This is a genomic window from Streptomyces sp., assembly GCF_036524955.1.
Taxonomy (GTDB): domain Bacteria; phylum Actinomycetota; class Actinomycetes; order Streptomycetales; family Streptomycetaceae; genus Actinacidiphila.
On the sequence record NZ_DATDBG010000217.1, the window covers coordinates 16,191 to 35,233 of the forward strand.

General features: G+C 69.3%; 15 protein-coding genes. 9 read left to right on the top strand and 6 right to left on the bottom strand.

Features of this window, described 5'->3' with window-relative positions; all coding sequences use genetic code 11:
• Positions 1–67: 67 nt before the first annotated feature.
• Positions 68–1,894 (bottom strand): acyl-CoA dehydrogenase, encoded by a 1,827-nt coding sequence (locus tag VIW71_RS17550; RefSeq protein WP_331623275.1) that lies wholly within the window; start codon positions 1,892–1,894, stop codon positions 68–70.
• A 193-nt stretch (positions 1,895–2,087) separates the two neighbouring features.
• Between VIW71_RS17550 and VIW71_RS17555 the strand changes: the two genes are divergently transcribed.
• From VIW71_RS17555 to VIW71_RS17565, 3 genes are all read left to right on the top strand, one after another.
• A complete protein-coding gene (locus VIW71_RS17555) occupies positions 2,088–2,561 on the top strand; it encodes an SseB family protein (protein ID WP_414720771.1) in 474 nt (157 codons plus the stop codon).
• 130 nt (positions 2,562–2,691) lie between these two features.
• Positions 2,692–3,654, top strand: coding sequence for a pirin family protein (locus VIW71_RS17560; protein WP_331623277.1), 963 nt, complete (start codon positions 2,692–2,694; stop codon positions 3,652–3,654).
• Positions 3,655–3,722: 68 nt separating this feature from the next.
• The gene (locus tag VIW71_RS17565; protein WP_414720767.1) at positions 3,723–3,905 is read left to right on the top strand and encodes a hypothetical protein; all 183 of its coding nucleotides are present in this window, start codon (positions 3,723–3,725) and stop codon (positions 3,903–3,905) included.
• 87 nt (positions 3,906–3,992) lie between these two features.
• Here VIW71_RS17565 and VIW71_RS17570 read toward each other — a convergent pair whose 3' ends face one another.
• Positions 3,993–5,588 (bottom strand): glycoside hydrolase family 68 protein, encoded by a 1,596-nt coding sequence (locus tag VIW71_RS17570; RefSeq protein ID WP_331623278.1) that lies wholly within the window; start codon positions 5,586–5,588, stop codon positions 3,993–3,995.
• A gap of 549 nt (positions 5,589–6,137) precedes the next feature.
• On the opposite strand from VIW71_RS17570, the gene VIW71_RS17575 reads away from it, so the two are divergent.
• Positions 6,138–7,121, top strand: a complete 984-nt coding sequence (locus VIW71_RS17575) for a peptidoglycan recognition protein family protein (protein WP_331623279.1) — start codon at positions 6,138–6,140, stop codon at positions 7,119–7,121.
• 329 nt (positions 7,122–7,450) lie between these two features.
• On the opposite strand, the gene VIW71_RS17585 is transcribed toward VIW71_RS17575, so the two are convergent.
• Positions 7,451–9,502 (bottom strand): ATP-binding SpoIIE family protein phosphatase, encoded by a 2,052-nt coding sequence (locus tag VIW71_RS17585; RefSeq protein ID WP_331623280.1) that lies wholly within the window; start codon positions 9,500–9,502, stop codon positions 7,451–7,453.
• A 178-nt stretch (positions 9,503–9,680) separates the two neighbouring features.
• Between VIW71_RS17585 and aspS the strand changes: the two genes are divergently transcribed.
• Positions 9,681–11,444 (top strand): aspartate--tRNA ligase, encoded by a 1,764-nt coding sequence (gene aspS, locus VIW71_RS17590; RefSeq protein ID WP_331623281.1) that lies wholly within the window; start codon positions 9,681–9,683, stop codon positions 11,442–11,444.
• Positions 11,445–11,537: 93 nt separating this feature from the next.
• Here the strand turns inward: aspS and metG are convergent, their stop codons facing one another.
• Positions 11,538–13,262: a methionine--tRNA ligase gene (gene metG, locus VIW71_RS17595; protein WP_331623282.1), complete on the bottom strand. Its 1,725-nt coding sequence runs from the start codon at positions 13,260–13,262 to the stop codon at positions 11,538–11,540.
• Positions 13,263–13,484: 222 nt separating this feature from the next.
• On the opposite strand from metG, the gene VIW71_RS17600 reads away from it, so the two are divergent.
• Complete coding sequence (locus VIW71_RS17600) at positions 13,485–13,721, top strand: DUF397 domain-containing protein (RefSeq protein WP_331623283.1); 237 nt, start codon at positions 13,485–13,487, stop codon at positions 13,719–13,721.
• 63 nt (positions 13,722–13,784) lie between these two features.
• Here VIW71_RS17600 and VIW71_RS17605 read toward each other — a convergent pair whose 3' ends face one another.
• Positions 13,785–14,258 carry an ATP-binding protein gene (locus VIW71_RS17605; protein WP_414720768.1) on the bottom strand — a complete coding sequence of 158 codons (474 nt, stop codon included), beginning with the start codon at positions 14,256–14,258 and terminating at the stop codon, positions 13,785–13,787.
• A gap of 181 nt (positions 14,259–14,439) precedes the next feature.
• On the opposite strand from VIW71_RS17605, the gene VIW71_RS17610 reads away from it, so the two are divergent.
• Together VIW71_RS17610 and VIW71_RS17615 are read left to right on the top strand one after the other, a co-directional pair.
• Positions 14,440–15,306 carry a helix-turn-helix domain-containing protein gene (locus VIW71_RS17610; protein WP_331623285.1) on the top strand — a complete coding sequence of 289 codons (867 nt, stop codon included), beginning with the start codon at positions 14,440–14,442 and terminating at the stop codon, positions 15,304–15,306.
• A 253-nt stretch (positions 15,307–15,559) separates the two neighbouring features.
• The gene (locus VIW71_RS17615; protein WP_331623286.1) at positions 15,560–17,014 is read left to right on the top strand and encodes an LCP family protein; all 1,455 of its coding nucleotides are present in this window, start codon (positions 15,560–15,562) and stop codon (positions 17,012–17,014) included.
• A 201-nt stretch (positions 17,015–17,215) separates the two neighbouring features.
• On the opposite strand, the gene VIW71_RS17620 is transcribed toward VIW71_RS17615, so the two are convergent.
• Positions 17,216–17,449: a DUF2277 domain-containing protein gene (locus tag VIW71_RS17620; protein ID WP_331623287.1), complete on the bottom strand. Its 234-nt coding sequence runs from the start codon at positions 17,447–17,449 to the stop codon at positions 17,216–17,218.
• A 391-nt stretch (positions 17,450–17,840) separates the two neighbouring features.
• Between VIW71_RS17620 and VIW71_RS17625 the strand changes: the two genes are divergently transcribed.
• Positions 17,841–19,040 (top strand): acyl-CoA dehydrogenase family protein, encoded by a 1,200-nt coding sequence (locus VIW71_RS17625; RefSeq protein ID WP_331623288.1) that lies wholly within the window; start codon positions 17,841–17,843, stop codon positions 19,038–19,040.
• Positions 19,041–19,043: the final 3 nt, after the last annotated feature.

The window sequence follows — 19,043 nt, forward strand, 5'->3', positions numbered from 1 at the left end:
AGATTCGGCCAGGGACAGCCGGGTGCCGTCGCCCTTTCGCGCGACGGCACACCGCCCGCCGGTGAGGTCAGAACGCCGCTTCGGGCAGGTCCATCACGTCCAGCCCGACCGACTCGGCGACCGCGCGCTGCACGCCCACGCCCGGCAGGATGTTCGTCGCGAAGAACTTCGCCGCGGCGATCTTGCCGGTGTAGAAGGCGGTGTCCTTCGCGGTGGCCGCCGGCAGCTTCTCGGCGGCGACCGCGGCGCCCTTGAGCAGCAGGTAGGCGACGACCACGTCGCCGGAGGCGAGCAGCAGCCGGGTGGTGTTCAGGCCCACCTTGTAGATGGAGCGGACGTCCTGCTCGGTGGCGGCGAGGTCGGTGAGCATCGTGCCGACGATCGCCTCCAGGTCCACCGCGGCCTTGGCGAGCTGGTCGCGGGCGGTGGCCAGTTCCTCGCCGCCGCCGGCCTCGGCGAGGAACTTCTTGATCTCCTCCGACAGGGCGGTCATCGCCTGGCCCTGGTCGCGGACGATCTTCCGGAAGAAGTAGTCCTGGCCCTGGATCGCGGTGGTGCCCTCGTACAGCGTGTCGATCTTGGCGTCCCGGATGTACTGCTCGATCGGGTACTCCTGCAGGTAACCCGAGCCGCCGAAGGTCTGCAGCGACTGGGCGAGCTGCTCGTACGACTTCTCCGAGCCGTAACCCTTGACGATGGGCAGCAGCAGGTCGTTGAGGCCGTGCAGCCGGGTGGTGTCCTCGCCCGCCGTCTCGGCGACCTGGATCGCGTCCTGGACGGAGGCGGTGTAGAGGACCAGCGCGCGCATGCCCTCCGCGTACGCCTTCTGCGTCATCAGCGAGCGGCGCACGTCGGGGTGGTGGGTGATGGTGACCTTGGGGGCGGTCTTGTCCATGAACTGCGCGAGGTCCGCGCCCTGCACGCGCTCCTTGGCGTACTCCAGCGCGTTGAGGTAGCCGGTGGACAGGGTGGCGATGGCCTTCGTGCCGACCATCATCCGGGCGAACTCGATGATCCGGAACATCTGCCGGATGCCGTCGTGCTTGTCGCCGATCAGCCAGCCCTTGGCGGGGTGCCGGTCGCCGAAGGTCATCTCGCAGGTGTTGGACGCCTTGAGGCCCATCTTGTGCTCGACGTTGGTCGCGTACACGCCGTTGCGCGCGCCCAGTTGGCCGGTGGTGAAGTCGAACTCGTACTTCGGCACCATGAACAGGGACAGGCCCTTGGTGCCGGGGCCCGCTCCCTCGGGGCGGGCGAGCACGTAGTGGATGATGTTCTCGGACATGTCGTGCTCGCCCGAGGTGATGAAGCGCTTGACGCCCTCGATGTGCCAGGTGCCGTCGTCCTGCCTGACGGCCCGGGTGCGGCCCGCGCCGACGTCGGAGCCGGCGTCCGGCTCGGTGAGCACCATGGTGGAGCCCCACTGCTTGTCCACCGCGATGGCGGCGATCTTCTTCTGCTCCTCGGTGCCCTCGTCGTAGAGGATGCCGGCGAAGGCCGGGCCGGAGGAGTACATCCAGATCGCCGGGTTGGAGCCGAGCAGCAGCTCCGCGTACGACCAGATCAGGGAGCGCGGCGCGGTGGTGCCGCCGATCTCCTCGGGCAGGCCGAGCCGCCAGTACTCGGACTCCATGAAGGCGGCGTAGCTCTTCTTGAAGGTGTCGGGGACCGGCGCGGTGCCGGTCTCCGGGTCGAAGACCGGCGGATTGCGGTCGGCGTCGGCGAACGACTCGGCCAACTCGTTCTCGGCCAGCCGTGCCAGCTCCCCGAGGATGTCCTTCGCGGTCTCCACGTCCATCTCCGCGAAGGGACCCGTGCCGTAGAGCTGGTCGCGGCCGAGCACCTCGAAGAGGTTGAACTCGATGTCGCGGAGGTTCGACTTGTAGTGGCCCATGAGGACTGGCTCCTGGCTCCGTGTTCCTGCTGCTGTCAAGACGGGTCGGTGGTGCTCGAACGAGGGTGGGGCGGTGCTCGGACGTCAATGAGGTCGGTCGTAGGAAATGATGCTACCCGTCGGTAATAAGAAGCAACCCCGTACCGGCCGATGTGACCGTATCCTCGCCTCCGGCTTGGTTACTCTTGGGCGGGTGTACGGCTTCGAGCAGAGCGTGAACTCAGGGCCCGGCCCCGGTGGACCGGGCCCGGGTCCCGCCCCCATGCCCGGCGGTTATCCCGAGCCGTCGCCCGGTTATCCCGAGCCGTCCCCGCCCTCGCTGGCGGACGCGGTGCGCGCCTTCACCACCGGATCGATGTCCGCCGAGGACTTCCAGGCGATCTTCGCCACGTCCAAGGTCTACTGCCCGCGCGGTGACACGCCCGGATTCCTCGCCCTGCACGACACCCAGCAGCCGGTGATCCCGATGTTCAGCACCCTCAAGGAGCTGCGCCGGTACGCGGGCAAGGAGTCCAAGTACTTCGTGATCACCGGCGCCGAGGTGCTGGACCTGCTCCCGACGGGGTACGGCTTCGTGCTCGACATCGACGGGCAGCACCGGATGGTGTTCGACGCCAAGGCGGTCGAGCAGATGGTCGACTTCACGATGCGCCGGATGTACGGGTAGCCGGTACGGCCGGCGGGACGGCGGTGCGCGCAGCGGTTCCCGGGGCGAACCCCGTGATGGAATAGTCACGCCTTGCGAGATGTTCAGAGTTCAACTAAATTGGAACCGGAGCATCACCAAGGAGGCCGTCATGCCCGCCGTGACCGTAGAGAACCCGCTGACCCTGCCGCGTGTGACCACACCCGCCGACGCCCAGCCGCGCCCGGCCCTCGCCGTCTCCACGGCGCCGAGCGGCTACGAGGGTGAGGGCTTCCCGGTCCGCCGCGCCTTCGCCGGCATCGACTACCGGCGCCTGGACCCGTTCATCATGATGGACCAGATGGGCGAGGTGGACTATCAAGCCGGGGAGCCGAAAGGGACGCCCTGGCACCCGCACCGCGGCTTCGAGACCGTCACGTACATCATGGACGGGACCTTCATCCACCAGGATTCACACGGTGGCGGCGGCACCATCACCAACGGCGACACGCAGTGGATGACAGCCGGCTCCGGCCTGCTGCACATCGAAACGCCACCCGAGGAACTGGTGATGAGCGGGGGCCTCTTCCACGGCTTGCAACTGTGGGTGAATCTGCCGCGCAAGGACAAGATGATCGCGCCGAAATACCAGGACATCCGTGGCGGGAGCGTGAAACTGCTCTCGTCGGAGGACGGCGGCGCGCTGGTGCGCCTCATCGCAGGCGACCTGGGAGGCCACCAGGGGCCGGGCGCCACGCACACGCCGATCACGATGGCCCATGTGTCGGTGACCGCGGGCGCCTCGGTCACCCTGCCCTGGCGGGCGGACTTCAACGCCCTCGCCTACGGGCTCGCCGGGCGCGGTTCAGCGGGCACCGAGGGGCGACCCTTCCAGCTGGGCCAGGCGGTCGTCTTCGGTCACGGTGACTCGCTCACGGTGCGGGCGGACGGAACGCAGGACTCCCGCAGCGCGAACTTCGAGGTGGTACTGCTCGGTGGGCTGCCGATCCGCGAGCCGATGATGCAGTACGGTCCGTTCGTGATGAACACCCACGCCGAACTGGCGCAGGCTTTTGACGACTTCCAGGCCGGCCGCCTCGGCACCATCCCGGCGGACTCGCCGTACGGCCGTTGAGCCTGCCTTACGGCGTGTGAGCTTCCGGCGCGGGGGCCGGCCCGACCGCCTCGTCCCCCGCGTACGCGATGACGCGTGGACGGTCCCCCAGCTTCGAGGCCGTCCTGCTCGGCGGACTCCCCGTCCGCGGGCCGATGATGCGGTACGGCCCGTTGACCGTGAACACCTACGCCGAGCCGGCCCGGGCGTTCGACGACTGCAAGGCGGGCCGGCTCGGGCCGATTCCGGCGGACACCGACCTCGGGCGGTGACCGCGTCCGGGCCCCCCGGGGCGGTCGGTGACCGCCGTCGGTGATCCGGCCGGGCCGACCGGCCGGATCACCACTGGTCCTGCGGGGTCAGAACCACCGGACGTTGCCGCGGATGTCGCCGTACGCGCCGAGTCCGTTGCGGCCGTAGTTCTGGTCGACAAAGGTGCGTGACCCGGCGATGTTGATCCGGACGGTCGGGGCGTAGCTGCCACCGCGCCGGCCGTTGACGTTGTCGATGAACGAGGTCACCTCACCGCCGGGCATGACGTAGTGCGAGTACGCCTGGAACTGCCGCGGGTTCTGGTCGGGGTCGGTGGGCGGGAGGTTGAGGTTGGTGGGGTTGCCCATCGACAGCGCCGACTGGTTGAGCGGCTGGTAGTCGCTGCGGATGCTGTTGCCGACGAAGCCGTAGAGGCCGTCCGGGCCCTGGAGCGACTCGGCGAAGGTGTAGCGGTGCGAGATGGTGAACAGGTAGTACTTCCCGTCCTTGATGTACACCTCGGGTCGCTCGGTCTGCGCGTTGACGCAGTTCGCCGACAGCAGCGGCGGCAGGAAGTGCCACTGCGACAGGTCCGCGTTGTCCGCCACCGCGAGGCCGATGTTGCCGACCTGGAAGTTGGAGCCGGTGGCCCGTACCGCTTCCAGCGTCTCCGCGTTCGGGTCGCCGGGCAGGTAGCCGAGGTCGGATTCCTGGCACTCGTAGGAGCCCGTCTGACCCCCGGTGTTGCCCTCGAAGACCATGTACGTGCGGCCGGGGTGCTGCGGGTCGCTGAAGGTGTACGGGTCACGGAAGTTGAAGAACGGGTTCTGCTCGGGGGTCTGGTAGAACGTCCCGTCCGGCTCCAGCAGCGGGGTGTGCTGCGCGCGGGTGAAGCCGGTGAAGCGCACTCCGGCGGAGTCGGCCTGGATCGCGCCGTCGGCGAGGGTGATGACCGCCCTCGGCGGGGTGAAGTCCACGGCCGTGTAGAAGGTCTTGATCCGGCCGTCGGGGAAGATACGGGTGGACCCGGACCACTCGGCGGTGCCCAGCGACGCGCCGTCGGGGAACAGGTCGCCGCCGTAGATCCAGCCGCCGTTGCGCGGACGCAGGTCGGCCGGGATGTCGGCGCGCCGGTAGAAGTAGCCGATCCGGGCGTGCGTGTGCCGCTCGTCGAAGGTGTAGCCGGCGTTCCGCTCGGCGGTCAGCGAGAGGACCACGTCCCAGCCGCGGTACGTCACCTGGTTGCCCTGACCGTCGGTCAGCGGCCAGGTGTCCCAGACCCACACGTCCTCGTTGGTGTCCGGGAAGTCCTCCGGGATCTCCGGCATGGTCTGCGACAACGGCAGCGAGTTGGCCGGGCCGGTCGCGGTGAGGTCGGACTGCCCGAGGATCTGCCGGGCGTCGTTCCGCGTCCACTTCGCGGTGAAGGACGCCTCCGGGTCGAACGAGCGCTGGGTCCGCCGGATCGGCGTCGGAGTGCCGGGGTTGGTCGGCAGGTTCCGCTCGCTGTCGTCCGCCTGGTCCTCGCTGGCGGCGCCGGGCGGCGGCACGGCCGCGGCGGCGGAGCCGGCACGGCCGGGACCGCTGCCGGCGGCGTCGGCCGCGGAAACGGTCGCGGTGGACAACAGGGCGGCGGAGACGACCAGGCACGCCGTCATGAACCTGACGGTGGGTGGTCGGCGCAGGATGGTGCGGCCAGGCATGGGGATCTCCCACTCTGAGAACCGGGATTATCCGGCAGTCGGAACAGTGCGACGTGCCCTGGCTAACATCGGCGATTTGCCGGTTCTTGGTCCGACACACGACTTGCGGGAATGTCCGACCCAATAAAGCCCGAATGGCCGTGTCCCGGCGAAAAGGTGATTCATGCCGGAGTCGCCGGGGGCGGCCGGGTGCGCGATCCGGTCCACCGTCGCGGCGCCGGTGCGGTGGGCCGCGGCCCCGTCAGGACCCCTGTGGCGGCAACGTCCCCCGGTGCGTGCGGAACTGACGACAGGTAGGGGAACGAGGGGCAGTGGGGGGAGTATTGCTTGTGACTGCCGAGCGCGAGATGGTAACAGCTATGCCGTCAGTGACGGCGGAACTTCCTTCCTTTTCACCCCTTTTGGCTATGGAAAGAAGGGCTCATGACGGCTGACAGCCGCCGAACGCCGGATCTCCCGGACGATGGCTCGCAGCGAGTCACCGAACTGTCCCGCCGAACGTTAGTGCTGGGCGGTGCGGCCGTTGTCGGAACAGCAGGGCTGTTCACGATGTCGGCGCAACCCGCGTTCGCCGCCACACCGACGATTTACGACTGCGCCGCCTGGGGCGCCAAGCCGCCCAGCGCACCGGTGAGCGTGCTGGCCTCGCGTCCCGACAAGATCATCGTTCACCACACCGCCGGGGCGAACAGCACGGACTACTCCCTGGCGCACGCCTTCACGGTGGCCCGCCAGATCCAGGACTTCCACATGACCGGCAACGGCTGGATCGACAGCGGGCAGCACTTCACGAACAGCCGCGGCGGTTACGTGCTGGAGGGCCGCCACGAGAGCCTGAACTCGCTGGTGAACGGTGGCAAGCACGTCGTCTCCGCGCACTGCACCGGCCAGAACAACGTGGCCGTCGGCATCGAGAACGAGGGCACGTACACCACGGTGGCACCGACCGCCCAGCAGTACGCGAAGCTGGTCGATCTGTGTGCGTACATAGCCCGTCAGTACGGTCTACGCGCGTATCAGATCTGGGCCCACCGGGACTTCAACAACACCCAGTGCTGTGGTGACGTCCTCTACTCGATGCTGCCGCAACTGCGCCGCGACGTGGCGGCCCAGATCGGGGGCGACCCGGCAGCGCCGGTCTGGCCGGTGCTCCAGAGCGGAAACACCGGCGAGTCCGTACGGACCTTGCAGTACCTGCTGCGGTACTGGGGGTCCTCGATCACCGCCGACGGGTCCTACGGACCGGCCACGCAGAGCGCCGTCACCTCCTTCCAGTCCGCGCGGAAAGCGGTCGCGGACGGCATCGCCGGCAACCAGACCTGGAACCAGGCCGTCCTGAACGTCTCCCTCGGCCAGACCGGTGAAGCCGTGAAGGCGGTCCAGAGCCAGTTGTCCGCGCACGGCATCCCCACCACCGTCGACGGCGTCTTCGGATCGGGCACGCAGTCCGGCGTCAAGACCTTCCAGTCCTCGCGCTCGCTGCCCGTGGACGGTCTGGTCGACGCCCGCACCTGGGACGCGTTGCTCGGCTGACCGGGGCCGGCGCGGAGACGGGCCGGCAGACGTGGGCGGGGCTGACGGCGTTGGTCCGTCGCCCCGACCCGCTGCCGAGCCGGAGGCGGACGAGGCGGCCGTCGCCGCCTGCCACGGCCTTCCGCGCGGCCGGCACCGGATCACATACGACGCTCGCCGTCCCCGGCGCCGCGCCCCGCACCCCGCTGGTCGCGGTCTCCCGCGACGGGGTGGCCGGCGGTCTGCCGCTCGCCGCGCACTGGGGGCCTGAGGACCTGGTACGGGCGTGGCAGCCGCGGCAGCCGGGACGTCACCTCGTCGGGGCGGTCCCTCCCATGCCCCCCGTGCCCCTATGACGGGGTTGTGGATTCGTGGAGCTCGAACCAGATGGACTTGCCGTCCCCCCGCGGGTCGACGCCCCACGCGTCGGCGAGCTCCTCCATGAGGAGGAGGCCGCGGCCGGAGGAGGCCATTTCGCCGGGGGTGCGGCGGTGGGGCATGTCGTCGGAGCGGTCGGCGACCTCGATGCGGAGGCGGCGGGAGCCGGGCACGCCGGTGAGGTGAGCGGTGAGAAAAGCGTCGTCGTCGGTGTGGACGAGGACGTTGGCGACGAGTTCGGAGACCAGGAGAACGGCGGATTCGAGCTGGTCGGCGCAGTTCCAGTCGTGGAGGAGGGCGCGGATGTCGTCGCGGGCCGCGCGGATGCGGGCGGGGTCGGCCTGGGCGACGGTGAGGACGGTACGGCGGGTGGGGAGCGCGCGGGCGGGGCCGTCGGGGTCGCGGCGGAGCAGCACGAGGGCGATGTCGTCCTCGCGGCGGTCGGCGAGCGGGCCGGTGGTGTGGTGGGAGGCCGGTCCGTGCACGGCGCGGACCATCGCGTCGGCGAGCGACTCGAGATCGTCGGCGGGGCCGGTCCCGAAGACGTCGCACAGGCGGCGCCAGCCGGTCTCCAGGTCGTGGCCACCGGTCTCGATCAGGCCGTCGGTGCACAGCAGCAGCACCTCACCCGGTTCGAGGACCAGCCGCGTGGTGGGGTAGTCGGTGTCGGGTTCGACGCCCAGCGGCAGGCCGCCGGCCGTGCGGCGGAGGATCGTCGTGCCGTCGCTCAGCCGGATCGCGGGTTCCGGGTGCCCGGCCCGCACCACGTCCAGGGTGCCGGTGGCCGGGTCGACCTCCAGGTACAGACAGGTCGCGAACCGTACCTCGTCCGAGTGCGCCTGGTCGGCCAGGCCGGCCAGGAACCGGGAGGTCCTGGACAGTACGGCGTCCGGGCTGTGCCCTTCGGCGGCGTAGGCGCGCAGCGCGATCCGGAGCTGGCCCATGATGCCGGCGGCCCGTACGTCGTGGCCCTGGACGTCGCCGATGACGAGCGCGGTGCTGCCCGAGGGCAGGTCGATCACGTCGTACCAGTCGCCGCCGACCTGGAGCCCGCCGCCGGTCGGCACGTAGCGCGCGGCGACCGCCATGCCGTCGATGCCGGGCTCGCGCACCGGCAGCATCGTGCGTTGCAGGCCGTCGGACAGGGCCCGCTCGGATTCGTGCAGGTGGGCGCGGGAGAGGGCCTGGGCGAGCATGCGGGCGACGGTGGTCAGTACGGACCGCTCGTCGGCGGTGAACGCCACCGGCTCGCGGAAGGCCGCCATCCACGCGCCGATCGTGGTCCCGGCGGCGATCAGCGGCAGGAAGGCCCACGAGGAGCGGCCGAACGGCTGCGCCAGCGGCCAGGTGCCCGGGAAGCGCTCCGCGTACGCCTTCGGGCTCGGCAGGTAGACGGCCTGGCCGGTGCGGACCACCAGGGAGGCGGGGTAGTCGGTGCTCAGCGGCATGTTCAGAAAGGGGGCGTCGGCGCCGATCTCGTGGCCGTGGTGGCCGATGACCGACAGGCTGTCGCCGTCCACGCCGAAGACGGCCAGCCCGTCGGGGGAGAACCCGGGCATCGAGAGGGTGGCCGCCACCCGCAGCACCTCGGCGGTCGAGTCGGCCTCGGCGAGCGCGCGGCCCGCGTCCAGCAGGAACGCCTCGCGGGCCCGCCGCCAGTCGCCGGGCGGCGGCGTGTCGGGCTGCCGGCCGGCGCGTACCTCGTGCAGTGTGCCGCTGAGCAGCGGTCCCCGCGGGCGCAGCCGGACCTGTACCGTCCGCTGGATCAGGCCGCCGTCGCCCACCACCCGCAGCAGCGACTCGGCCACCGTGTTCTCCGCGGTGGCCAGCGACACCGCGCCCGCCAGGGTCACGTAGTCCGCGGCATGCAGGCAGGCCCGTACGACGGAGGAGCGGTGGGTGGCGGCCCCGCCGGACAGTCCCAGCAGCCGGGCCGCCCGGCTGTCGACCGTCACGGTGCCGGCGGACTCGTCCCACTGCCACAGGCCGTACCCCACCGCCGCCAGGACGTCCTCGGTGCGCATTCGCTCATTTTAGGTGGATCGGGCTGGTATGGGCCAACGTGAGGACGGTAACCGAATGGGGGAGGAGGCGGCGGCGCCGGTAGGCTGGGCGGGTCCCCGGTATCGGTTCCCCGGTTTCGCTCCCTGGTACCGGTGCCCGGGCCCGGCCTTCCCTGCGACCTGACGACTTGGACGAACGATGCACCGGTACCGGTCCCACACCTGCGGCGAGCTGCGCGCCACCGACGTCGGCACCGACGTCCGCCTGTCCGGCTGGCTGCACAATCGCCGCGATCTGGGCGGCATCCTCTTCGTCGACCTGCGCGACCACTACGGTTTCACGCAGCTCGTCGCCCGTCCCGGATCACCGGCGTACGAGCAGCTCAGCAGCCAGTCCAAGGAGTCGGTGGTACGGGTGGACGGCCGCGTCGTCGCCCGCGCGCCGGAGAACGTCAACCCCGAGCTGCCGACCGGCGAGGTCGAGGTCGAGGTGTCCTCCCTGGAGGTGCTGGGCGCCGCCGACCCGCTGCCGTTCCCGGTCTTCCCGGAGGACAACGCCAACGAGGAGATGCGGCTCACCAACCGCTTCCTCGACCTGCGCCGCCAGCGCATGCACCGCAACATCATGCTGCGCACCCAGGTCATCTCCTTCCTGCGGCGCGAGATGACCGCGCTCGGCTTCAACGAGATGGCGACCCCGATCCTGTCGGCCACCTCCCCGGAGGGCGCCCGCGACTTCCTGGTGCCCTCGCGCGTCCACCCAGGCACCTTCTACGCGCTTCCGCAGGCGCCGCAGCAGTTCAAGCAGCTCCTGATGATCTCCGGGTTCGACCGGTACTTCCAGATCGCCCCCTGCTTCCGCGACGAGGACTCCCGCGCCGACCGCTCCCCCGGTGAGTTCTACCAGCTCGACGTCGAGATGAGCTTCGTCGAGCAGGAGGACGTCTTCGGCGTCATCGAGAAGGTGATGACCGACCTCTTCACGGAGCTCGGCGGCGGCCGGACCGTGACCTCGCCGTTCCCGCGCATCCCGTTCCGCGAGGCGATGGTGAAGTACGGGAACGACAAGCCGGACCTGCGTACCTCCCTGGAACTGGTCGACGTCTCGTCGGTCTTCGCGGGCTCGGGCTTCAAGGCCTTCGCCGGCAAGCACGTACGCGCCCTCGCCGTCCCCGACACCGCCGACCAGCCGCGCAAGTTCTTCGACTCCCTCGGCGAGTACGCGGTCTCGCTCGGCGCCAAGGGCCTGGCCTGGGTGCGGGTCGGCGACGACAACGCGCTCACCGGGCCCATCGCGAAGTTCCTCGGCGAGGAGGACGTCAGCGCCCTGGTCGCCGCCGTCGGTGCCAAGCCGGGCACGGCGATCTTCTTCGGCGCCGGCGAGTTCGACGAGGTCTCCAGGATCATGGGACCGGTGCGGGTGGAGGCGGGACGGCGCGCCGGGCACTTCGAGGAGGGCGTCTTCCGGTTCTGCTGGATCGTGGACTTCCCGATGTTCGAGCGCAACGAGGACACCGGGGCGATCGAGTTCTCCCACAACCCGTTCTCCATGCCGCAGGGCGGCCTTGAGGCGCTGGAGACCAAGGACCCGCTGGACATCCTCGCCTGGCAGTACGACATCGTCTGCAACGGCGTCGAACTGTCCTCCGGCGCGATCCGGAACCACGAGCCGGCCGTCATGTACAAGGCGTTCGAGATCGCGGGCTACTCCCGCGAGACGGTCGAGGCGGAGTTCGGCGGCATGCTCCGCGCCTTCCACTACGGGGCGCCGCCCCACGGCGGGATCGCACCCGGCGTCGACCGCATGGTCATGCTGCTCGCGGACGAGCCGAACATCCGGGAGACGATCGCCTTCCCGCTGAACCAGCACGCGCAGGACCTCCTGATGGGGGCGCCGTCGGAGGTCGGCGAGACGAGGCTGCGCGAGCTGCACATCGCGCTGCGCAAGCCGAGCGGGAAGTAGTAGCCGCGTCCCGCGCGGCTCGTCGGTCGAGCCGAAAACGCCGGCGGGCTCGGTCGAGCCCGCCGGCGTACTGCGCTGCCTGGTCCGAGTGCCTTACAGGTCCGCGTCCGGGTCCCCGCCGAAGCGCTCCACGTACGACTCCAGGTCCTCGTCGGTGATCTTCGCGAAGAGCACCGGGGGCACCGTGAACGCGGTGCCCGCCGGCACCGCGGCCAGGGCGCGGGCCTCGTCCGGGGTGACCCAGCGGGCGTCGTCCGACGGGAGGGTGAAAGCGGTGCGCATGGTCTTCGCGGACGACGGGATGAAGGGCTCGGAGAGCACCGCGTAGAGGTGGATCAGGTTCATCGCGGTGCGCAGTGTGAGGGCGGCGCCGTCCGGGTCGGTCTTGATCTCCAGCCAGGGGGCCTTCTCCTCCAGGTAGGAGTTGCCCGCGCTCCACAGGGCGCGCAGGGATTGCGCAGCCTTGCGGAACTGGACGGCCTCCAGGTGGATCTCGTATTCGGAGAGGAGACCGGCGATCTGCTCGCCGAGTCTGGCCTCCGCGTCGCCGGCCGGCGCACCGGCCGGGACCTGGTCGCCGAAACGCTTGCGGGAGAAGGACAGGACGCGGTTGACGAAATTGCCTAGGGTGTCGGCGAGGTCCTTGTTGACGGAGGCCGTGAACAACTCCCAGGTGAAGGACGTGTCGTCGGACTCGGGGGCGTTGGCCATCAGGAAGTAGCGCCAGTAGTCGGCCGGCAGGAGTTCCAGCGCGGCGTCGGTGAAGACGCCGCGGCGCTGGGAGGTGGAGAACTTGCCGCCGTAGTAGTTGAGCCAGTTGAACGCCTTGACGAAGTCGACCTTCTTCCACGGCTCGCGGGTGCCGAGCTGGGTGGCCGGGAACATCACGGTGTGAAAGGGGACATTGTCCTTCGCCATGAACTCGGTGTACCGGACGGTGTCGTCTGCCTCGTACCACCACGACTTCCAGTCCCGGTTCTCCGGATCGGCGTCCGACCATTCCTTGGTGGAACCGATGTACTCGATCGGTGCGTCGAACCAGACGTAGAAGACCTTGCCCTCGGCGGCCAGCTCAGGCCAGGTGTCGGCGGGGACGGGGACGCCCCAGTCGAGGTCGCGGGTGATCGCCCGGTCCTGGAGTCCTTCGGTGAGCCACTTGCGGGCGATCGAGGAGGCCAGGGTCGGCCAGTCGGCGCTGTTGGCGTCGATCCACGCCTCGACCTCGGCGGCCAGTTCGGACTGGAGGAGGAAGAGGTGCTTGGTCTCGCGGACCTCCAGCCTGCTGCTGCCGCTGATCGCGGAGCGCGGCTCGATCAGGTCGGTGGGGTCCAGCACCCGGGTGCAGTTCTCGCACTGGTCGCCGCGCGCCTTGTCGTATCCGCAGTGCGGGCAGGTGCCGACGATGTAGCGGTCGGGCAGGAAGCGCTCGTCGTCCAGCGAGTAGACCTGCCGGATGGCGCGCTCCTCGATGAAGCCGTTCGCGTGCAGGCGGCGGGCGAAGCGCTGGGTGATGTCGACGTTCTGCGCGGAGGAGCTGCGGCCGAAGTGGTCGAAGGACAGTTCGAAGCCGTCGTAGATCGCTTTCTGGGTGTCGTGCGCCTGGGCGCAGAAGACGTCCACCGGCAGTCCGGCCTCCTTCGCCGCCAGCTCGGCCGGGGTGCCGTGTTCGTCGGTGGCGCAGATGTAGAGCACCTCGTGACCGCGCTGCCGCAGATACCGGGCGTAGACGTCCGCCGGGAGCATGGACCCCACCATGTTGCCCAGGTGCTTGATCCCGTTGATATAGGGCAGGGCTGACGTGATGAGGTGACGAGCCATTGCAGGCTGCTCCCAATTCGTTGCGTGGAGTGAGAAATTCGGCTGCCGGGCCGTCAATATCGTATCGGACGCCGCGGTGTAACCGGCGCTGATGTCACCTCTGAAGATCACCGCCTGTGACTGCACGTGCACATGCACGTGCAGATGCATGTGCCTCGGGCACGAGTTATCATCTGCCGTACCACACGCGATACAGACAAGGGCACTTATGGAGAGTGGTTGATGGGCCGGACGCACAACGGAATGGCTGCGGAGGACCTTACGGGTGTCGTCTGGCAGAAGAGCCGTCACAGCAATGCCAATGGGACCTGCGTGGAGTTCGCGGCGCTGCCCGACGGTGAGGTCGCCGTACGCAATTCGCGCTTTCCGGACGGTCCGGCGTTGATTTATACGCGGGCCGAGATCGAATCGATGATCATCGGCGTGAAGGCGGGCGAGTTCGACCACCTCATGCCGTAGTACGGTCCCGCGCCGCGGTACCGCCCTGTGCCGTGGCACGCTCTTCGACGGCGCCCCGATTCTCTAATGCGGGCCCGGCGCCAGGAAAAGCGCCCAGACGACCTTTCCGGCGCCGGCCAGCGGGTGCCATCCCCAGTTCTCACTGAACGAGTCGACCAGGTGCAGACCGCGGCCGGTCTCGGCCACGTAGTCGGGGTCCTTGGCGATCGGCGCCGCGGCACTGGGATCCCGTACCGCGCAGACCACGCGGGAGGTCCAGCGGACCAGGCTCAACCGGACCGGAGTGCCGGGCGTACCGATCGGGACGGCGTACCGCAGCGCGTTCGTGACCAGTTCTGAGGCGACCAGCTCCATGGAGTCGCGCAGTGCCGTCAGGTCCCACCGCTGGAGGGTCGTACAGGTGAAGCGCCGTGCCTCGCGCACCGACTCCAGGGCGGCCGGAAGCTCGCAGGTGGCCCCGCTGCCCGCGGCGAGCCGCTCGGGCGCGAGCACGCCCTGCCATAACGGCTCAAGCACTGCTGCGGCCTCTTGCCTCATACGTGCCCCCGGAGTATCTGCACGACCACCATGCTCATGGATCAACGCCCTGTCGTGCAAGAGCGTCTGCACGTGCATCTGCATGCCTTTGATGCACGTGACGATGGAGAGTGACGGAATGGGTACTGCCCGCGATGCATAAGTGGCAGACTGCGGATGAACCAAGGGCGGAGCGTGACCTATGAGCGCAGGGCAGCCGGGAGGCGGGTCCATCGTGCGACGCATGCTGCTCGGAGCGCAGCTACGAAGGCTGCGTGAGTCCAGGGGCATCAGCAGGGAGGACGCGGGCTATTCGATCCGCGCCTCCGAATCGAAGATCAGCCGCATGGAGCTGGGCAGAGTCAGCTTCAAGGAGCGGGACGTAGCCGACCTTCTGACGCTGTACGGCGTCACCGAGGAGGCCGAGCGGCTGGCCATGCTCGGCCTGGTCCGCGAGGCGAACGCGGCCGGCTGGTGGCACGGCTACGGAGAGGTGATGCCGACCTGGTTCCAGACGTACGTGGGTCTGGAGGAGTCCGCGGCCCTCATCCGCACCTTCGAGGTGCAGTTCGTGCACGGCTTGCTGCAGACCGAGGACTACATCAGGTCGGTGATCCGACTTGGTCACCCCGAGGGAGCCGAACCCTGGGTGGAGAGACGAGTCGGTCTACGCCTGGAGCGGCAGAAGCTCCTCGTGTCCGAGCGGGCACCGCACTTCGTCGCCGTGATGGACGAGGGCGCGCTGCGCCGTCCGTTCGGCGGGCGGCAGGTGATGCGCGGCCAGGTCCGGCACATCCTGGAGGCCGCCGAGGCGCCCAACGTGGATGTGCGGATCCTGCCGTTCGCGACCGGCGGGCACGCGGCGGGCGGCGGCGCCTTCACCCTGCTGAGCTTCCCGGAGTCGGACCTGCCCGACCTGGTCTACCTGGAGCAGCTCACCGGCGCGCTCTACGTCGACAAGCACGACGAGGTCGTGGAGTACGACAAGGCGATGAACGCGCTGGGCGCGGTGGCGCTCACGCCGAAGGACTCCCTGGACTGGCTGCGCGCGCTCCAGAACGAGTTGTGAGCCGGGCCGCGAGCCGAGCCGTGGGCCTTTATGGACGAATACTGGCACATTGTCAGTCCTGGCTGACGCCCTGAACCGTCACGCACCTCACATTTCCGGTCTCTTCCAATCCGACCACGTACAGTTGCTGGTCGGGCGACCGCCTGCCCCCCGAGATATCAGTGTGACCGCAGTCATATGGAGGCCCCGGGGCTCGTGGTAAACGTTGGGGCTTCGTGGTGTGCAGGGGAGCCACCGGACCGAGGGTGTGGGAATGGGCGTTCGTGGGCGCAGACCCAAGCGCAGCCGCAAGCGCTGGATCATCGCGATAGCGGCGTCAGTCGTGGTGCTTGTGGCGGCCGGCGCCGGAGCGGTCTATCTCAAGCTGAACGCCAATATCGCCACCTTCGACTCGGCCGGGCTCAGCAAGAACCGCCCCAAAGCCGTGCAGGCGGACGCCGACGGCAACAAACCGGTCAATGTCCTGCTGATCGGTTCCGACACCAGGTCCGGCGAGAACGGCAAACTCGGCGGTTCGGCCTCCGGCACGATCGGCCGCTCGGACACCACGATCCTGCTGCACATCTACCCCGACCACAAACACGCGGTCGGCGTCTCCATACCCCGTGACTCGCTGGTCGAGATACCGCCGTGCCTGCTGCCGGACGGCACCTGGTCGCCGGACCAGCCGAGCGCGATGTTCAACTCCGCTTTCTCCATGGGCGACACGGAGAAGGGCAACCCGGCCTGTACCCAGAACACCATCGAGAAGCTGTCGGGCCTGCGCGTCGACCACACCATGGTGGTCGACTTCGCCGGGTTCGCCGCCATGACCTCCGCCGTGCACGGCGTCGAGGTCTGCGTGCCCAACAGGATCTACCAGCGCGACCTGCACCCCAAGCGGGCCACCCGGGGCGAACTCGTCCTCGAGGCGGGCATGCAGACGCTGTCCGGACAGAAGGCGCTGGACTACGTCCGTATGCGGCACGGCATCGGCGACAACTCCGACGTCGGCCGGATGCTCCGGCAGCAGGCCTTCCTCTCCGCCCTGATCAGCAAGATCAAGGGCCAGGGCATGAACCCGACCACGCTGCTGCCGCTGGCCAACGCGGCCACCAAGTCCCTCACCGTCGACCCCGGCCTGGGCAGCGCCGCCAAACTGATGTCGTTCGGCATGTCGCTGAAGAACATCGACCTGAAGAACATCAAGTTCATCACCGCCCCCTGGCGCTACGCGGGCTCCCGGATAGACCTGGTCCACCCGGACGTGGACGACCTCTTCGCCGAACTGCGCGCCGACCGCACCCTGGAAGGCGTCAACGCCTCGGGCAAGGTCGCCCCGAAGCCCACCCCGACCCCGCCGGTCGACGGCACGGGCATCTCCGTCGGCGTCTTCAACGGCACCACGACGGGCGGCCTCGCCACGAAGGCGTCCGAGAAGCTCACGGCCGACCACTTCACCGTCACCCGCACGGCCACGGCCCGGTCCCAGGACCACGCGACCTCCCGCATCGAGTACGGGCCCGAGCACGCCACCGAGGCCGCGACGCTCGCCAAGCTCTTCCCGGGCGCCGAGCTCGTACCGCTCGGCATCACCGGGATCAACCTGGTCGTCGGCGCCGACTTCGCGAAGGCCGTGAGCGCGACGCCCAAGCCGCTGCCGAAGGCGCTGACGCAGCAGGCGCGGAGCGCGGACGCGAATCCGTGTTCCAAGCTGTCGTACGGATGAGGTGACCCGCCGGCCGGTGTGCGGGTGGGATGGCCCGCGGGGCACGCCCGACTCGACTGCCGGCGGCACGCCTCGGGTGACCGGACTGAAGGTCGACCGCGCGGCCATCGACTGCGAGCACCGTACGGCCGTGCTGACCGGCGCCGTCGAGATGGCACGTCAGCCGCTGGTCGTGGCCGGGCCGGGTCGGGGGTGCTCGCGTCAGCCGCTGGTCGCGGCCGGGGTGGCGGCGCCGCGTATCTCCAGGCCGTCGAGGAGGGCGGCGGTCGCCGCGGTCACGGCGTCGACGGCCGCGTCGAAGACCTCGCGGTTGTGCGCGGCGGGCGCGCGGAACCCGGAGATCTTGCGGACGTACTGCAGGGCGGCGGCCCTGATGTCGTCGTCGTGCACGTCAGGGGTCATGGGCGGACGGAGCGTCTTGATGCTTCTGCACATGGCTCCAGTGTTCCACCGGGCTGTGACAGCGGGCGCCGGCGCCGTTGTGTGCCACCCGCCGCAGCCACTCTCTTCCCGCCACCCCCACCGGCGGTGGGCGCTGCCGGTGGGGGTAGCGTACATGTGTTCGCGTTGGGTTCGCCCCGTACCCCACAGGTCTCAGGTGTGCTCACTCTTTGCGCAAAAAGCTTTCAGTGGGCGGAAGTTGAGTTCAATCCCGCTTCCTTTGGCCTAGATCCAGCCAATCCGATGAGCGATCTTGAATCAACTGGTTTAAGTCACGAACATGATCCCTGTCGACCTGTTCATGACCGGGGCGGGCGTAGCGGCGGCAGTGACTCCTGCCCGCAAAACCCGAGGCGGGCAGGGAGACTTCCATGGAGGGTTCGGTTTGAGCGGCTACTTCACGACGAAGCGGCATGAACGTCTTCGCCAGGAGGTGCGGGACTTCGCGGAGAACGAGGTCCGGCCCCTGATTCCGAAAATGGAGTCCGCCAGGACAGTGGAGTACGAGCTGTCGCGGCGGATCGCGCGGCAGGGCTGGATCGGTGTGACCATCGGGCGCCGCTACGGGGGCATGGGCCTCGGGCACCTCGCGAAGACGATCATCATCGAGGAGCTCTCACGGGTCAGCGGCGCGATGGGCGCCATGGTGCAGGCGTCCCAGCTCGGAGTGGCGAAAATCGTCCACTTCGGCACCGAACAGCAGAAATGGCAGTGGCTGCCGCAGATCGCGGCCGGCGAGTGCCTGCCGACCATCGCCGTCACCGAGCCGGGCTCGGGCGGGCACGTGCTGGGCATGACGGCCAGCGCCGTCCGTGACGGCGACGAATACGTGCTCAACGGCAGCAAGGTCTTCGTCGGCAACAGCCACGTCGGCGACCTGCACGGCGTCGTGGTCCGCACCGGGCCCGGCTCCAGGGGCCTCTCCGCCTTCCTGGTGGAATCGCACCGGCCCGGCTTCTCGCTGGGCGAGCACCAGCCCGCGATGGGCCTGCACGGTTTCAGCTTCGGCGAGCTGATCTTCGACAACTGCCGGGTCCCGGCGGCGAACCTGCTGGGCAGGGAGGGTGACGGCCTGTCCGTCGCGTACTCCTCCAGCGTCCTGTACGGGCGGCCCAACCTCACCGCCGTCGCGCTCGGCATCCACCAGGCGCTGCTGGAGGAGACCTCCGCCTTCGCCACCCGGCGGCACCGCTACGGCAAGCCGCTGCACGACGTCGCGCCGGTCAAGATGAAGGTCGGCCAGATCCAGTCCCGGCTGATGACCGCGCGCCTGGCCGCGTACCACGCCGCACACCTGCTGGACGAGGGCCTGCCGTGCGACGCGGAGCTGATGAACGCCAAGCTCATCAACGTCGAGCTCGCCCTGGACTCGGCCCGTACCGCGATGGAGGTGCACGCGGCCAGCGGCCTGTTCACCGACAGTTCGGTGGAGCGGTACCTGCGCGACGCGCACCACATCTTCGCTCCGGCCGGCACCTCCGACGTACAACTGCTGCGGCTCGGCGAGGTCGCCCTCGGCATGGGCAAGGGTCAGTGGTCGCAGCGGCTCGCGGACGTCGTGCGGATGGACCCGCTGACGGTGTGAACG

Coding starts and splice junctions, on each gene's coding strand:
- VIW71_RS17550 (WP_331623275.1), bottom strand. CDS start 1,894: ATGGGCCACTACAAGTCGAACCTCCGCGACATCGAGTTCAACCTCTTC.
- VIW71_RS17560 (WP_331623277.1), top strand. CDS start 2,692: ATGCCCGCCGTGACCGTAGAGAACCCGCTGACCCTGCCGCGTGTGACC.
- VIW71_RS17565 (WP_414720767.1), top strand. CDS start 3,723: ATGACGCGTGGACGGTCCCCCAGCTTCGAGGCCGTCCTGCTCGGCGGA.
- VIW71_RS17570 (WP_331623278.1), bottom strand. CDS start 5,588: ATGCCTGGCCGCACCATCCTGCGCCGACCACCCACCGTCAGGTTCATG.
- VIW71_RS17575 (WP_331623279.1), top strand. CDS start 6,138: ATGTCGGCGCAACCCGCGTTCGCCGCCACACCGACGATTTACGACTGC.
- VIW71_RS17585 (WP_331623280.1), bottom strand. CDS start 9,502: ATGCGCACCGAGGACGTCCTGGCGGCGGTGGGGTACGGCCTGTGGCAG.
- aspS (WP_331623281.1), top strand. CDS start 9,681: ATGCACCGGTACCGGTCCCACACCTGCGGCGAGCTGCGCGCCACCGAC.
- metG (WP_331623282.1), bottom strand. CDS start 13,262: ATGGCTCGTCACCTCATCACGTCAGCCCTGCCCTATATCAACGGGATC.
- VIW71_RS17600 (WP_331623283.1), top strand. CDS start 13,485: ATGGGCCGGACGCACAACGGAATGGCTGCGGAGGACCTTACGGGTGTC.
- VIW71_RS17605 (WP_414720768.1), bottom strand. CDS start 14,258: ATGAGGCAAGAGGCCGCAGCAGTGCTTGAGCCGTTATGGCAGGGCGTG.
- VIW71_RS17610 (WP_331623285.1), top strand. CDS start 14,440: ATGAGCGCAGGGCAGCCGGGAGGCGGGTCCATCGTGCGACGCATGCTG.
- VIW71_RS17615 (WP_331623286.1), top strand. CDS start 15,560: ATGGGCGTTCGTGGGCGCAGACCCAAGCGCAGCCGCAAGCGCTGGATC.
- VIW71_RS17620 (WP_331623287.1), bottom strand. CDS start 17,449: ATGTGCAGAAGCATCAAGACGCTCCGTCCGCCCATGACCCCTGACGTG.